This window comes from Superficieibacter sp. BNK-5, assembly GCF_047456055.1.
Classification (GTDB): domain Bacteria; phylum Pseudomonadota; class Gammaproteobacteria; order Enterobacterales; family Enterobacteriaceae; genus Superficieibacter.
Genome location: NZ_CP179893.1, coordinates 1968347 through 1982609, shown reverse-complemented (window position 1 = coordinate 1982609; position 14263 = coordinate 1968347). Strand labels below are relative to the sequence as shown.

Sequence of the window (14263 nt, the reverse complement as noted above, 5' to 3'; positions counted from 1 at the left end):
TTTTGAGTTGTCGATGATATTTCGACATTGCGGAAAAGCGATAACAAGGGGTGGAATTATTTCCACCCCTTACAGTGCAAACAGCGTATTTTATATGACAGCTGACGATGTCAGGCATTCAGCCATTGTGCCGCGTCGGCTTTCATTTGCTGCTCAAGCTCGCTCCCGCGCGTCGCAAAGACGCGCTGCACCGGGAAGCCGCTTTTTTCCAGCAGATACGCCAGCGCAGCATATTCGCGCGGATATTTCGCTACCGTTTGCTGATCGATATCGACCACGCCGAGCGGGAAGGTAAAACTGGCCATATCGTAAATACTCTGGCGTTTAAATAGCTTCCACACACCATCGCGCTTTTCCGCCATATCGTAAAAGCGGTTATGGCCGACGCAGCCCAGATTCAGCTTTACATGCTCGCCAATAATCATCGCGTTGGTCTCGACGATGGCCCTGGTCGCCGCCGGATTAAAGGTCACGACCGGCGTACCGACCATGTGTTTGGTACGCACGTCTGACGCGCCCATGCGCATTGAGCCATCGACAAAATCGCTGCCCAGCCCTTCAAACCAGGTGATCTCAATGGTGCCGTCCGGATGAAACAGATCGCGTAACTGATCCCACTCACCTAAATCACGGTGCATCCAGCCGGTCAGTAAATCGTTAATTTGTTGACGATCGTTGAGGTAGTTTTGCATGACAGATTAGCTCCAGCAGAAAGGTGATTTTAGTTTCCTCGCTATTCGCGTTAAGATCCATTAGAGGTAATTGAGCAATCGTTCATATTAAATGAACAATGGAGCAACCCTATGGATCTGCGTCATTTGCGTTATTTTCTTGCCGTGGCGGAGGAGAAGCATTTTGGCCGCGCCGCCGAACGGCTTAATATCGTTCCGCCAGCCCTGAGTATGCAGATCAAAAGTCTGGAAGACGACCTCGGCGGCCCGCTATTTATTCGCACCAGCCGTAGCGTGGAGCTGACCGAAGCCGGGCGGCTGCTACAGGTGGAGGCCCAACGCACTTTGGATCAGGCTGACCACGCGCGTCAGACCGTGCAGCGCTCGCTGCGCGGCGAGACTGGCCAGGTGCGGATCGGTTTTGCCGGCAATGCGGTGTTTAGCGGGAAATTAACCGACGATCTACGCTCCTTTCGCGCCCGTTTTCCGCAGGCGGAGTTGATCGCCAGCGAAGTTTCGCCTCTGGCGCAGGCCGATGCCATTCTGGCCGGACAACTGGACGTCGGCTACACCCCGGACCACGGCAAATTACATATCCCGGCACTAAGATGTGAAAAGATCGGCATCTGGAACCGCGTCGTCGCGCTTGCCGATGATCATCCACTCTCCAGTCAGCCGCGGCTGACGGTGGCGATGCTGGCGGCGGAACCGCTCATTTTCTACGATACGCACGGCGCTGACGAGTCGCTGTATACCGCGCTTACCGCGCTGCTCGGCCAGCCTCCGGACGTCGCCCATTGCTCATCCAGTTCGCTCAGCGTTCTGGCGCTGGCCGCCGCCGGTCAGGGGCTGGCGCTGGTGCCTGAACCGCTAACGAATATTTGCGTTCCGGGCGTGGTCTATCGACCGCTGGATGCGCCAGCGCTGGCGGCGAACCTGATGCTTATCAGCAGACAAAAAGAGAATAACGGCGCGGTGGAGGCGTTTTTGAAGATCGCCACGCCCCGCTGAGATCGGGGCGTGTCAGGATTAACGATACTTTTTGTGATACGTATTGCGGGTGGTTTTAAATTCTTCCGCCGCCGCCCTGGCTTCTTTTACTTTGCCTTCATTCGCCAGTTTGATCGCGCCGTCGATCTGGCTGACCAGAATATCAAAACCGTGGCGGAAGTCTTTCATTTCCGGACTGTCAGCGGCGCTGTCTTCCAGCTTCGGCGGCGTCGCTTTTTGCGCATCGAGCGCGGCGGTACGCATGTTGGTCAGGGCCGCTTTCATTTCGGCAGCATTATCTGTCTTTTGCACCACGTTCAAATTTTCATTGAGCGTATCCATGTCATCTTCAAGGTCGGCGGCCATAGCATGTGCTGAACTCAGCACAAGCGTTGACACCGCCAGCATTGCTAACAGCTTTTTACGCATTGCTTACTTCCTTATTTTTATTATTAAGGGTGATGATAAACCTGATTTTGCCGTTTTGCCGGGTGGCGGCTTCGCCTTACCCGGCCTACAAAAAGCAGCGATATCAACAAGTTGTAGGCCGATGCAAGCGCAGCGCCGCCAGGCCTAATGTCACGGTATACCCTTTTCAGCAGTCTTACTGTCCGGCGATTTTCATCTCCGGCAATAAGACCGATCCACACTGTATATTGCTGCGCGTTTCAATATCATTACCGATGGTCACCATATTGCGCCACATATCCTTAAGATTTCCAGCGATGGTGATTTCACTTACCGGATACTGGATTTCCCCGTTCTCAACCCAGAAGCCCGCCGCACCGCGCGAGTAGTCGCCGGTGATGCCGCTAACCCCCTGCCCCATCAATTCCGTCACCACCAGACCGGTGCCCATCTCTTTCAGCAGCCCGGCAAAATCCAGCCCGCGTCCGGCGATCCGCCAGTTGTGGATGCCGCCAGCGTGGCCGGTGCTTTTCAGGCCCAGCTTGCGGGCGGAGTAGTTAGTCAGCAGCCACTGGGTCAGGACGCCGTCTTTGATGATATCGCGACGCTCGGTGCGCACGCCTTCGCCGTCGAACGGCGTCGAGGCCAGCCCCTTCAGCAGATGCGGATGTTCCTCAATGGTCAGCCACTCCGGCAGGATCTGCTCGCCGAGCGAGTCGAGCAGGAAGGTCGATTTACGGTAGACCGCACCACCAGCGATGGCGCCGACCAGATGGCCAAACAGCCCGGTCGCCACTTCATTGGCGAAGATCACCGGCGCTTTCATGGTGGAGAGCTTACGCGGCGACAGGCGCGACAGGGTACGACGAGCGCACTCTTCGCCCACCCATTCCGGGCTTTGTAAATCACCCAGCGCACGGCCGATGGTATAAGCGTAGTCGCGCTCCATATCGCCGTTCTCTTCGGCGATCACACAGCTTGAGAGCGAGTGGCGCGTGGAGCAGTAGCTCTGCAACATGCCGTGGCTGTTGCCAAATACTTTCACACCGTAGTGACTGTTAAAACTGCCGCCTTCGGTATTAGTGATGCGTTTATCCGCCTTAAGCGAAGCCTGCTCCGCACGTGCCGCCAGTTCGATGGCTTCATCCGGAGAGACTTCCGCCGGGTGGAACAGATCGAGATCCGGCGCGTCAAAGGCCAGCAGTTCTTTCTCCGCCACGCCCGCGCATGGGTCCGGCGAGGTGTAGCGTGCAATGTCCAGCGCCGCCTGTACAGTACGGGCAATGGCATCCGGGCTCAGGTCGGTTGAGGACGCACTGCCTTTGCGGTTCTGGTGATACACCGTAATGCCCAGCGCGCCGTCGCTGTTAAATTCAACATTTTCCACCTCACCGTAGCGGGTGCTGACACCAATCCCGGTGGTCTTGCTGACCGCCACTTCCGCACCGTCAGATTTGCCGGAAGCCAGCGCCAGTGCGGTGGAGACGGCTTCTTCCAGGGCTTTACGCTGCTCTGCAACTTGTGTGATTACTTTCATTACTATTGCCATAATGTAAGGTGACGTTTATTGAAGTCTAACAGAGAACCCATTCTCAGTGTGCGCTCACGGTGTTAGTATTAGCCTCTTTTTTAAGGAGCCAAATATGACTAAGCAGCCCGAAGACTGGCTCGACGATGTTCCCGGTGATGACATCGAAGACGAAGATGATGAAATTATCTGGGTCAGCAAAAGTGAAATTAAACGTGACGCTGAAGAGTTAAAGCAACTCGGTGCAGAAATGGTGGGACTGGGTAAGAACGCGCTGGACAAGATCCCGCTCGATCCCGATCTGCGTGCCGCCATTGAACTGGCGCAGCGCATCAAGATGGAAGGCCGTCGCCGTCAGCTACAGCTAATCGGCAAAATGCTGCGTCAGCGCGACGTCGAACCGATTCGTCAGGCGCTGGATAAGCTGAAAAATCGCCATAATCAGCAAGTTGCGATGTTTCATAAGCTTGAACAGCTTCGCGACCGCCTGATTGCTGAAGGTGATGACGCCGTACCAGAAGTGTTGCGCCTGTGGCCTCAGGCTGACCGTCAGCAACTGCGTTCGCTTATCCGTAACGCGAAGAAAGAACAAGAAACCAATAAACCGCCTAAATCTGCCCGTCAGATTTTCCAGTATCTGCGTGAACTGGCGGAAAACGACCAGTAATTCCTCTGGCTAACGCGGCCTCGCTGCGTTAGCACTTCCCCCTTTCCTGCTCTTTCCTGAACTGCTTACGCCTTAGCTGAATCGTTAAAGCTAAAGTTGATCCATCTCTCGTTATTCAATGTAACAAACGTGCTTATATGCATATTTATACGATTTCAATCATAGTTCAGGAGACAAAATTGCCTGTTTCCTCACCAGGTGAGACAAGTCACATTTTCATTACGCTGAAGTCACTAAATTTTACCCACCCAAACATAATCGATTCAGCAAAAAGGATGTTTTAATGAAAAAGATACTGACATTGTCTACATTAGCCCTGCTTATTTCCGCGCCTGCAATGGCGCACACCTGGGTGCTGACGGGTGCTGAAAACGGTACTGAGCAAGGAAACTGGCAGATCAGCAGCGACAAGCTGAACATCAAAGACAGCCACTTCAGCATTGAGCAAAAAGTGTTGCATGGTGGTAAGCAGGAAGGCAGTAAAGTGCTGACCATCAGCAGTAAAGATGGCCTCACCATCGCGCTTAGCCCGACGCGTGGGATGAACCTGCTACATGTTGAAGGTTTCGGCGTGCGGATGGGCTGGGATTCGCCAGTGAAAGAGGTGGTCAACCCGGCGTTTATTAATCTGGAAAGCCGTAACGGTCTGGGGTGGCTGGAAGGGTTCAACGAAATGATGGTTCGCTGCGGCTATGAGTGGACCGGTCATCCGGTAGCGGCGGACGGGCAGATTTATACGCTGCATGGCAAGGTGGGGAATACCCCGGCCTCGCAGGTCGAAGTGGAAGTTAGCGACACGGCACCGTATGAAATCCGCGTGCGCGGACTGGTGAAAGAGAGCACCTTCAAGAAAGCCGATCTGCAAACCATGACCGAACTGCGCTATGTGCCCGGCAGCAACAGCTTCAGCCTGCACGATGTGTTAACCAACCATGCCGATTATCCGCATGATTACCAGATCATCTATCACAGCAACTTCGGCAAGCCGATCCTTGAGGAAGGCGCGCGCTTCCTGGCCCCGATGGAAAGCATCAGCCCCTTTAACGACTACGCCAAAGGCGGCCTGAAGGAGTGGCAAACGTACTTGGGTCCGACCAAAGGTTTTGATGAGATGGTATTTAATATCAAACCGCTGTCGGACACTAACCACCGCACCCTCGCCGCCGTGGTTAATAAAGCGGGCGATAAAGGCGCATCTATTCAGTTTGATACCCGCCAGCTACCGGTGTTAACACTGTGGAAAAACACCGATACCGAGAAGCAGGGCTACGTGACCGGCATTGAGCCTGGTACCAGCTATGCCTATCCGGTGACCATTGAACGCGAACAGAAACGTGTGAAACAACTTCAGCCGGGCGAAAGCACTCAGTTCGATCTGACGTATACCCTGCTCCATAGCAGCAGTCAGGTCAGCGAGACAGAAAAAGCCATTAAGGCTATTCAGGGGCAAACAACGTTGAAAACGGATGAAACACCGATAGCCAAAGAATAATAACCGCGTGGCCTGCCCGGTTATATCGGGCAGGCTTGCTTTCATTATTAATGATCATTGTCAAATATTCTCCGACTTACCCCACCTGATTTAGGAGGCGGTAGCTGACCTGCGAATTTGAATAGTCTATCCTTGCTCGGGCAACCAGTACATCTGGTATTCTCTGGGGAAAGGAACAACACATGACACAAAAAACGTATAGCGATAAGTGGAAAGATCGCTTTGACTTCTTTGAGCGTAATGGCCTGCCAGGATCGCCTGGTTACCGTGATGCGATTAAGAAATTAAAATTTTTGCAGCGCCCACGTTACATGTATAACTTTTACGCTTTCTTCTTTGGCTTTATCTACTTCTGTATTCTTGGATTATGGAAAAAAGGGCTGACGTTATTTGTTGGTATTGCCGTTATTAACCTGCTGTTAGGCGTCATTGAAGTCGCAGGCGATCTGAATCTGGAAGGCATTGTCAGGGGCGTTAACCTGGCCTATGCGGCGTTTTGCGCCATGTCGGTGAATAGCGCCTATTATCTGCATACCATTAAAGGCATCGATAGCTGGAACCCCTTCCAGGGCATGACCCGTAAGAGTTCAGCAGAACTTGAGAAAGTCCCGTCACGCCAGTATTAATGACATGTAGGGAGCGCATGCGCTCCCTACATTGAGTCCGCCAGAAAGATGCTCCCCACTAATAATGTCATCGTAATGCCCGAAATAAAGAAGGCCAAAAAGGCTTTTAGCCGTCGTGTTGAGGCGATCATGCCAGCGATACTCATGGGAAGGCTGACCGTTATTAACAGAAAGACGATGCACCATATTATCATTATTGCCAGATCAACAGCGGGTATCCATTCATCGCTGTAATTTGAAAAAACCGCAAACAGGACCATCACGGCAAATAACACCAGTGAAGCAATGCTTACGCCCAGCGCGACGCTGACCATTTTCACATTTTTTTCTATTGGCGTGGCAATCTCTGGCAATACAGTCATGGTAGACGTTCCCGTTATATTATTTATTATCTGAAGAGAATAATAGGATAACCAGGTTGTGCTTGTAAACACGCATTAAAAAGGGCCTGACTGAGCAGGCCCTTTAGAGAACAATATTAAATACCCATTAATATTGCGCGGCTTCCGCCTTTTTCGCCAGTCGGTCAAGCAGCTTCTGATGAATGCCGCCAAAGCCGCCGTTGCTCATGACCAGAATATGATCGCCCGGCTGCGCAGTTTTCACCACCATGTCTGCCAGGGTATCGACATCCGCATGCCAGTGCGCGGGCTGAACGCAGGCGTCAGCCACTTCAGCCACCTGCCATGGAATATGCTGCGGCTGAAGCAGGAAGACTTCATCCGCTCGTCCCAGCGACGGCGCAAGATCGTCTTTGCAAATGCCCATTTTCATGGTGTTAGAACGCGGCTCCAGCACGGCCAGAATGCGCGCGGTGCCGCCCACTTTCCCGCGCAGCGCGGCAAGCGTGGCGAGGATCGCGGTCGGGTGGTGAGCGAAGTCGTCATACACCGTGACGCCGTTAGCTTCGCCGCGCAGTTCGAGACGGCGGCGGGCGTTAATAAACGCGCCGAGCGCATTGGCGGCATCCGCAGGCGCGACGCCAACATGACGCGCAGCGGCGATCGCCATCAGGCCGTTATACATATTATGCTCACCGACCAGCGTCCATTTCACTTCACCGGCTTTCTCACCGTCAAGCCACACTTCCCAGTGCGAGGCATCGGTATTCAGCTTTTTCGCCTGCCAGTGCCCCTGTTCGCCGACCAGTTCCTGTTCGCTCCAGCAGCCCATCGCCATGACCTGTTTCAGGTTAATGTCGTTCTCCGGCAGGATGATTTTGCCCTGCCCCGGTACGATGCGGACTAAATGATGGAACTGTTTCTGGATCGCTTTCAGATCGTCGAAAATATCCGCGTGGTCGAACTCAAGGTTATTAAGGACCAGCGTGCGCGGGCAGTAATGCACGAACTTGGATCGCTTGTCGAAGAAGGCGCAGTCGTATTCGTCCGCTTCAATGACAAAGAACGGGCTGTCGCCGAGACGCGCGGAGACCTCAAAATTGCCCGGCACGCCGCCGATGACAAAGCCGGGCTGATAGCCACACGCTTCGAGGATCCAGGTTGCCATGCCTGCGGTGGTGGTTTTCCCGTGGGTGCCAGCGATAGCAATAACCCAGCGGTCACGCAACACAAAATCATGCAGCCACTGAGGGCCGGACATAAACGGAATGTTTTTCTCCAGCACGGCTTCCACACACGGATTGCCGCGCGTCATAGCATTACCGATGATCACCAGATCCGGCTGAGGGTCGAGCTGGTTAACGTCATAACCCTGAATCAGGGTGATGCCCTGCTTTTCGAGCAGCGTGCTCATCGGCGGGTACACGTTGGCATCCGAACCTGTTACTTCGTGGCCCAGAGAGCGTGCCAGCATCGCCAGCCCGCCCATAAACGTGCCACAAATTCCTAAAATATGAATGCGCATTCGTCAGTTCCTTTTTTTCAATTCCTGCATTTTACCCATATGTTTGACGGCACGGAACTGCATTTCAGGATTTTCCTTGCCCGGCTGGCGCGATTCACCTGTGCGCGTTCTTTTGAATCTTTGTTAAGATTGTTGCAACAACATTACTCCACATACAATGCAGGGAAAGTGTTATGAAAACGTTAGGTGAATTTATTGTCGAAAAGCAGCATGAGTTTTCACATGCTACCGGTGAGCTAACGGCGTTGTTATCGGCAATAAAGCTGGGCGCTAAGATCATCCACCGCGATATCAACAAAGCGGGGCTGGTCGATATCCTCGGTGCCAGCGGTGCTGAGAATATTCAGGGCGAGGTTCAGCAAAAACTTGATCTGTTTGCCAATGAAAAACTGAAGGCCGCCCTGCGCGCCCGCGATATCGTGGCCGGTATTGCCTCAGAAGAAGAAGACGAAATTGTGGTTTTCGAAGGCTGCGAGCACGCGAAATACGTGGTGCTGATGGACCCGCTGGACGGATCTTCCAACATTGACGTTAACGTTTCTGTCGGCACCATCTTCTCTATTTACCGTCGCGTCACCCCCGTCGGCACGCCGGTGACGGAAGAGGATTTCCTGCAACCGGGTAACAAGCAGGTTGCGGCGGGCTATGTGGTTTACGGTTCGTCCACGATGCTGGTTTACACCACCGGCTGCGGCGTACATGCTTTCACCTACGACCCGTCGCTGGGCGTATTCTGCCTCAGCCAGGAACGTATGCGCTTCCCGGAGAAGGGCAATACTTACTCGATCAACGAAGGGAACTACATTAAGTTCCCGGCCGGGGTGAAGAAATACCTGAAGTTCTGCCAGGAAGAAGACAAGCTGACGCAGCGCCCTTATACCTCGCGCTATATTGGTTCGCTGGTCGCCGATTTCCACCGCAACCTGCTGAAAGGCGGGATCTACCTTTACCCAAGCACGGCCAGCCATCCGGAAGGGAAACTGCGTTTGCTGTACGAATGCAACCCGATGGCGTTCCTGGCTGAGCAGGCGGGCGGTAAGGCCAGCGACGGTAAAGAACGCATTCTGGATATCATGCCGGAAACCCTGCACCAGCGCCGCCCGTTCTTCGTCGGCACCGGGCATATGGTGGAAGATGTTGAGCGCTTTATGCGCGAGTTCCCGGACGCGTAGCACCGGCCCCTCACCCTCTCCCGCAGGGAGAGGGGATTGTCCGTGAACAGGCGAGTCTGACTACCCCGCAGTCTGCAATCTGAACGAGGCGACGGCGTTAATCACTTCGTATGACTGCTCTTCCAGCGAGCGGGTCGCGGCGGAGGATTGCTGGACCAGCGCGGCGTTCTGCTGCGCAGTCTCATCCATCTGATTCACCGCGATATTTACCTGCTCAATGCCCCGGCTTTGCTCCTGCGACGCGCTGGCGATCTCGCGCATCAGTTTTGTCATCCGCAGTACTTCGGTGGCGATTTCGTCCATCGTCTCACCCGCCTGCATCGCAAGGCTGCTGCCCTCGCCGGCATGGGTTTGCGAGTCGCTAATCAACTGGCGGATCTCTTTCGCCGCGTCGGCGCTACGGCTGGCGAGATTGCGTACTTCGCCAGCGACCACGGCGAAACCGCGTCCCTGCTCGCCTGCCCGCGCCGCTTCAACCGAGGCATTCAGCGCCAGAATATTGGTCTGGAAAGCGATGCCGTCAATCACGCCGAGGATGTCAGCGATGCGGTTGGCACTGCCAGAAATATCGCCCATTTTTTCAATGACGTAGCAGACCATTTCACTGCCGCGATCGGCGGTATCGGAGACCGATTTCGCCAGCTGATGTGCCTGTTCCGCGTTGGCGGCGTTCTGTTTCACCGTGGCGGTTAGCTCTTCCATACTGGCCGCAGTCTGCTCAAGCGAGGTGGCGGTGGATTCGGTACGCTGGGCCAGATCCGAATGCCCGGCGGTCAGCTCACGGCTGCCGGAACCGATATGCGCCCCCGCATCGCGCACGCGGGTAACGGAGTCAGTCAGGGCGAGACGCAGCGTTTCAATGGCCTGCGTCAGTCGGGTAAATTCGCCGCTGTGGGCCGCGCTGATAACGTGGGTTAAATCGCCGGTGGTGACCTGCTCCAGCGTCGCTACCGCCTCATTCAGCGGGCGCAGCAGCAGCATTTGTAATCCCAGCCAGAGCGCCAATAGCAGCCCAAGGGAAGCCAGCGTCGCCAGGCCCGCCAGCGTTATCGCGCCCCAGCCTGCGCTGTGGTGTGCCAGAAGGTAAAGCGCCGTGCCGCCAGTCAGAACGATCAGCAGCGCCAGCGTCGCCAGTAAAACCAGTAAACCTGTTCTAAGAGAGAGTGTTCTTAACATAGTTATTTTCCGGTTACAGAGGAGGAATGCATCTATCCACTGGGGATATCGGCAGTAACCGGAAAATATTTAGATATTTTGCCAAATCAATATGTTACTGATTTGTTGATGTTACGCTAACGCGCGTCACTGGCGAACTTTGCCGGTTTTCCCACAGCACCGTCAGGCCGCGCTGCAAGGCGATAAAAATAAACAACAAAATACCGATGGCGATCTTAGTCCACCAGCTACTTAGCGTGCCGTCGAAGTTAATATAGGTCTGGATCAGCCCCTGGATCGCCACGCCGAACAGCGTCCCCAGCACCGTACCCACGCCACCGCTCAGCAGCGTCCCGCCAATCACCACCGAGGCGATAGCGTCCAGCTCCACGCCGACGCCCGCCAGCGCATAGCCTGCCTGGGTGTAAAGCGAGAAAACAATCCCGGCAAGCGTCGCCAGCCCGGTGGAGAGCATATAAATGCGAATCGTGGTGCTGCGGGTGGAAATCCCCATCAGGTTGGCGGAGATGGCGTTACCGCCGATAGCATAAACCTCATTGCCAAAACGCGTGCGCCGGGCGAGGAAAATGCCGATCACTACTACACCGAGCATCAGCAGCCCCATCGCACTCAACCGCCCGCCGCCGGGAATTTTCCACGCAAGGCTGGACAGCGTATCGTAGATCGGGTGGTTAATCGGAATCGACTCTTCCGAGACCAGATAGCTGACGCCACGCAGAAAGAACATTCCGGCCAGGGTAATAATAAACGCCGGAATTTTCAGCGCGTCGATCAAAAGCCCCATAAATGCGCCAAATGCGCACCCCATCGCCAGCACCAGCGGGAACGCCACCAGCGGCGACAACCCCCAGAAGCCAATCGCCTTCGCCAGAAACACGCCAGTAAAGGCGATCACCGAGCCGACGGAGAGATCGATACCGCCGGAGAGGATCACAAAGGTCATGCCGACGGCAATGATCCCCAGAAAGGCGTTATCGGTCAGAATATTGCAGATCACGCGCGTAGAAGCGAAGCCGGGAAACTGGGTCAGGCAATACAGATACCCCAGAATAAAGACGCCGAGCGTGATCATCAGCGGCAGGTTACGTTTTATCATGACCACCTCTCCTTTTTAACAGACTGATAAAGCGTGGCGACTGGACAATCAGCACGCACATGACCACTACCGCTTTCACCACCTGATTAAGCTCCGGCGGAAAACCGGAGAGCAGGATCCCGGTGTTCATGCCCTGAATAATCAACGCGCCGACCACTGACAGAAACAGGTTAAAACGCCCGCCCATCAGTGAACCGCCGCCGATCACCACCGCCAGGATGGCATCCAGTTCCAGCCACAGCCCGGCGTTGTTAGCATCGGCACCGCGAATATCCGCCGCCACGATGATCCCGGCAATCGCCGCGCAGAGGCCGCTTAACACATAAGCCAGCATCACAACGAGACGGGTATTCACCCCGGCGTTTTTCGCCGCGCGAATGTTAATCCCCACCGCTTCAATAAACATGCCGAGCGCCGTTTTGCGGGTAAACAGCCAGAAAACCAGCAGCGCGGCCAGCGCAATCATCACTGGCGTCGGGAACAACAATAGCGAGCCGCTACCGATCCACGCCAGGTGTGGCGAGTTGAACGTAACGATCTGCCCGGAGGTAATTAGCTGCGCCACCCCGCGCCCGGCGACCATCAGAATAAGCGTGGCAACAAAGGGCTGGATTTTGAGGATCGCCACCAGAATGCCGTTCCACAGTCCTGCCAGCGCGCCCGCGCCCAGCGACGCCAGTAGCACCATCGGCAGCGAATGCCCGGCCACGGTCATGGAGGCCGCCGTGGCGCCGGCAATCGCCATCACCGCGCCGACCGAAAGGTCAATGCCGCCGGTGGCAATCACCAGCGTCATGCCAATCGCCAGCAGCGCCACCGGGGCGGCGCGGTTAAGAATATCAATCGGGCTGCCGAACAGCCGCCCGTCCTGTAAGACTATCTGGAAAAAGTGCGGGGCCACCAGACTATCAACCACCAGCACCAGCAGCAGGGCAATAATCTGCGGCATACCCACCGGCCAGGAAAAGCGCCGCTTCGGTGGTGTCGTTTGCGGAAGGGATCGGGACATCACGGGGTTCTCCTTATGCCGCAATGGCATTCATAATCGCCGGAACGGAAAGCTGATCCAGCGGGATCTCCGCCACCTGCTTGCGATCGCGCATAATAATCACCCGGTCGGCATAGCCCACTAACTCTTCCAGTTCAGAGGAGATAACCAGCAGCGCCAGCCCGTCGGCGCACAGGGTTTCGATCAGGCGAATAATTTCGGCGTGCGCGCCGACGTCAATGCCACGCGTCGGCTCATCGAGGATCAGGAACTGCGGGCGGGTCAGCAGCCAGCGCGACAGCAACACTTTTTGCTGATTGCCGCCGGAGAGAAACTCAATCGGCTGCTCAGCGCTGGGAGTACGGATACCCAACTGACGGATAAAGCGCTCGGCAATTTCATTTTGCTCGCGGCGAGAAATAGGCCGCAGCCAGCCGCGCTGAGCCTGAAGCGCGAGGATGATATTTTCACGCACCGAGGCGGCGGCAATAATGCCGTCGGTTTTCCGATCTTCCGGACAGAAGCCAATCCCCAGACAGGAGGCCTGATGCGGCGAGCGCAGGGTTTGCGGCTTGCCTTTAATCATCGCACTGCCGCTGTCGGCGGGCTTGATGCCGAAAATGACCTCCGCCGTTTCCGTGCGCCCCGATCCCAGCAGCCCGGCGAGACCCACGATCTCTCCCGGCCTGACCTCCAGATCGAACGGGTTAATGACCCCTTTTTTGCCAAAATCTTTAAACGCGGCAACCGGTTTTTCGCTTAGCAACGTGCGCCCGGCGCGCTGGAGGGCGTTATTATCCAGCTCGCGCCCCAGCATCATTTTTACCAGCTCAATCTGCGGTAGCTCGCGTGTCTCACGGCAGCCGACAAAGCCACCGTTACGCAGAACGGTGATCCGATCGCTGACCTCATACACCTGATCGAGAAAGTGGGTGACAAACACCAGGCTGACACCGCGATCGCGAAGCTGGCGCATGAGGGTGAAAAGCATCTCGACTTCCTGGGTGTCGAGACTGGCGGTGGGTTCGTCGAGGATCAGCACTTTCGCCGAAAGATCGATAGCGCGGCAGATCGCCACGATCTGCTGCATCGCGACCGAAAAACGGTTGAGCGGCTCGCGTACATCGAGCGAAAAGCCGTAGGACGCCATCAGATCAGTCGCCCGACGCTCCATCTCTTTGCGCCGCAGAAAGCCAAACCGCCTGGGTTCACGGCCAATAAACAAGTTATCCGCCACCGACATATTTGGCAGCAGGTTAACTTCCTGATAGACGGTGCCGATGCCGAGCTGTTGCGCATGGGCGGTATTTTTCGGGGAAATCGTCGCGCCATCCAGCCAGATGGTGCCGCGATCGGCATGGTAGACGCCGGTCAGCGCTTTAATCAACGTCGATTTTCCGGCACCGTTTTCGCCGAGCAGCGCCATGATTTCACCGCGACGCAGGTTAAAGTCAACGTTGTCCAGCGCTTTAACGCCGGGAAAGAATTTACTCAGTCCTTCGGTGCGCAGAATGTCCTGGTCTGTGTGCATAATGTCTCCTCTACCCCTCACCCTGGCCCTCTCCTACAGGGAGAGGGCACGG

Annotated in this window: 14 protein-coding genes; 5 read left to right on the top strand and 9 right to left on the bottom strand. The window is 55.4% G+C overall.

Annotated features, from left to right (window positions below; translation table 11 throughout):
• Positions 1 to 110: 110 nt before the first annotated feature.
• Entirely contained in the window at positions 111 to 692 is a 582-nt protein-coding gene (locus tag ACMGGS_RS09530) for a nuclear transport factor 2 family protein (protein ID WP_414165878.1), read from the bottom strand.
• Positions 693 to 803: 111 nt separating this feature from the next.
• Between ACMGGS_RS09530 and ACMGGS_RS09525 the strand changes: the two genes are divergently transcribed.
• Entirely contained in the window at positions 804 to 1682 is an 879-nt protein-coding gene (locus ACMGGS_RS09525; protein WP_414165877.1) for a LysR substrate-binding domain-containing protein, read from the top strand.
• 18 nt (positions 1683 to 1700) lie between these two features.
• Here the strand turns inward: ACMGGS_RS09525 and cybC are convergent, their stop codons facing one another.
• Together cybC and pmbA are read right to left on the bottom strand one after the other, a co-directional pair.
• A complete protein-coding gene (cybC, locus tag ACMGGS_RS09520; RefSeq protein ID WP_414165876.1) occupies positions 1701 to 2090 on the bottom strand; it encodes a cytochrome b562 in 390 nt (129 codons plus the stop codon).
• Between the two features lie 175 nt (positions 2091 to 2265).
• A complete protein-coding gene (gene pmbA / locus ACMGGS_RS09515; RefSeq protein ID WP_414165875.1) occupies positions 2266 to 3618 on the bottom strand; it encodes a metalloprotease PmbA in 1353 nt (450 codons plus the stop codon).
• A 94-nt stretch (positions 3619 to 3712) separates the two neighbouring features.
• On the opposite strand from pmbA, the gene yjgA reads away from it, so the two are divergent.
• The 3 genes from yjgA (at position 3713) to ACMGGS_RS09500 (ending at position 6382) form a co-directional block, all read left to right on the top strand.
• Complete coding sequence (yjgA, locus tag ACMGGS_RS09510) at positions 3713 to 4264, top strand: ribosome biogenesis factor YjgA (RefSeq protein ID WP_194208023.1); 552 nt, start codon at positions 3713 to 3715, stop codon at positions 4262 to 4264.
• A gap of 283 nt (positions 4265 to 4547) precedes the next feature.
• Positions 4548 to 5756 carry an aldose 1-epimerase family protein gene (locus ACMGGS_RS09505; RefSeq protein WP_414165874.1) on the top strand — a complete coding sequence of 403 codons (1209 nt, stop codon included), beginning with the start codon at positions 4548 to 4550 and terminating at the stop codon, positions 5754 to 5756.
• Between the two features lie 182 nt (positions 5757 to 5938).
• Positions 5939 to 6382 carry a DUF2628 domain-containing protein gene (locus tag ACMGGS_RS09500; protein ID WP_414165873.1) on the top strand — a complete coding sequence of 148 codons (444 nt, stop codon included), beginning with the start codon at positions 5939 to 5941 and terminating at the stop codon, positions 6380 to 6382.
• Positions 6383 to 6408: 26 nt separating this feature from the next.
• Here the strand turns inward: ACMGGS_RS09500 and ACMGGS_RS09495 are convergent, their stop codons facing one another.
• A complete protein-coding gene (locus ACMGGS_RS09495) occupies positions 6409 to 6744 on the bottom strand; it encodes a hypothetical protein (protein WP_414165872.1) in 336 nt (111 codons plus the stop codon).
• A gap of 127 nt (positions 6745 to 6871) precedes the next feature.
• Entirely contained in the window at positions 6872 to 8248 is a 1377-nt protein-coding gene (gene mpl / locus ACMGGS_RS09490) for a UDP-N-acetylmuramate:L-alanyl-gamma-D-glutamyl-meso-diaminopimelate ligase (protein ID WP_414165871.1), read from the bottom strand.
• Positions 8249 to 8421: 173 nt separating this feature from the next.
• On the opposite strand from mpl, the gene fbp reads away from it, so the two are divergent.
• Entirely contained in the window at positions 8422 to 9420 is a 999-nt protein-coding gene (gene fbp / locus ACMGGS_RS09485; protein WP_194208028.1) for a class 1 fructose-bisphosphatase, read from the top strand.
• 60 nt (positions 9421 to 9480) lie between these two features.
• Here fbp and ACMGGS_RS09480 read toward each other — a convergent pair whose 3' ends face one another.
• The 4 genes from ACMGGS_RS09480 to ytfR all read right to left on the bottom strand — a co-directional run bounded on the left by ACMGGS_RS09480 (position 9481) and on the right by ytfR (position 14211).
• On the bottom strand, positions 9481 to 10596 hold the full coding sequence (locus ACMGGS_RS09480) for a methyl-accepting chemotaxis protein (RefSeq protein ID WP_414165870.1): 1116 nt from the start codon (positions 10594 to 10596) through the stop codon (positions 9481 to 9483).
• A gap of 94 nt (positions 10597 to 10690) precedes the next feature.
• Positions 10691 to 11692, bottom strand: coding sequence for a galactofuranose ABC transporter, permease protein YjfF (gene yjfF / locus ACMGGS_RS09475; protein ID WP_414165869.1), 1002 nt, complete (start codon positions 11690 to 11692; stop codon positions 10691 to 10693).
• The gene (gene ytfT / locus ACMGGS_RS09470) at positions 11679 to 12704 is read right to left on the bottom strand and encodes a galactofuranose ABC transporter, ATP-binding protein YtfT (RefSeq protein WP_414165868.1); all 1026 of its coding nucleotides are present in this window, start codon (positions 12702 to 12704) and stop codon (positions 11679 to 11681) included. Before ytfT ends, yjfF begins: the two co-directional genes overlap by 14 nt.
• A 10-nt stretch (positions 12705 to 12714) precedes the next feature.
• Positions 12715 to 14211 carry a galactofuranose ABC transporter, ATP-binding protein YtfR gene (gene ytfR / locus ACMGGS_RS09465; protein WP_414165867.1) on the bottom strand — a complete coding sequence of 499 codons (1497 nt, stop codon included), beginning with the start codon at positions 14209 to 14211 and terminating at the stop codon, positions 12715 to 12717.
• Positions 14212 to 14263 lie beyond the last annotated feature (52 nt).

Coding starts and splice junctions, on each gene's coding strand:
- ACMGGS_RS09530 (WP_414165878.1), bottom strand. CDS start 692: ATGCAAAACTACCTCAACGATCGTCAACAAATTAACGATTTACTGACC.
- ACMGGS_RS09525 (WP_414165877.1), top strand. CDS start 804: ATGGATCTGCGTCATTTGCGTTATTTTCTTGCCGTGGCGGAGGAGAAG.
- cybC (WP_414165876.1), bottom strand. CDS start 2,090: ATGCGTAAAAAGCTGTTAGCAATGCTGGCGGTGTCAACGCTTGTGCTG.
- pmbA (WP_414165875.1), bottom strand. CDS start 3,618: ATGGCAATAGTAATGAAAGTAATCACACAAGTTGCAGAGCAGCGTAAA.
- yjgA (WP_194208023.1), top strand. CDS start 3,713: ATGACTAAGCAGCCCGAAGACTGGCTCGACGATGTTCCCGGTGATGAC.
- ACMGGS_RS09505 (WP_414165874.1), top strand. CDS start 4,548: ATGAAAAAGATACTGACATTGTCTACATTAGCCCTGCTTATTTCCGCG.
- ACMGGS_RS09500 (WP_414165873.1), top strand. CDS start 5,939: ATGACACAAAAAACGTATAGCGATAAGTGGAAAGATCGCTTTGACTTC.
- ACMGGS_RS09495 (WP_414165872.1), bottom strand. CDS start 6,744: ATGACTGTATTGCCAGAGATTGCCACGCCAATAGAAAAAAATGTGAAA.
- mpl (WP_414165871.1), bottom strand. CDS start 8,248: ATGCGCATTCATATTTTAGGAATTTGTGGCACGTTTATGGGCGGGCTG.
- fbp (WP_194208028.1), top strand. CDS start 8,422: ATGAAAACGTTAGGTGAATTTATTGTCGAAAAGCAGCATGAGTTTTCA.
- ACMGGS_RS09480 (WP_414165870.1), bottom strand. CDS start 10,596: ATGTTAAGAACACTCTCTCTTAGAACAGGTTTACTGGTTTTACTGGCG.
- yjfF (WP_414165869.1), bottom strand. CDS start 11,692: ATGATAAAACGTAACCTGCCGCTGATGATCACGCTCGGCGTCTTTATT.
- ytfR (WP_414165867.1), bottom strand. CDS start 14,211: ATGCACACAGACCAGGACATTCTGCGCACCGAAGGACTGAGTAAATTC.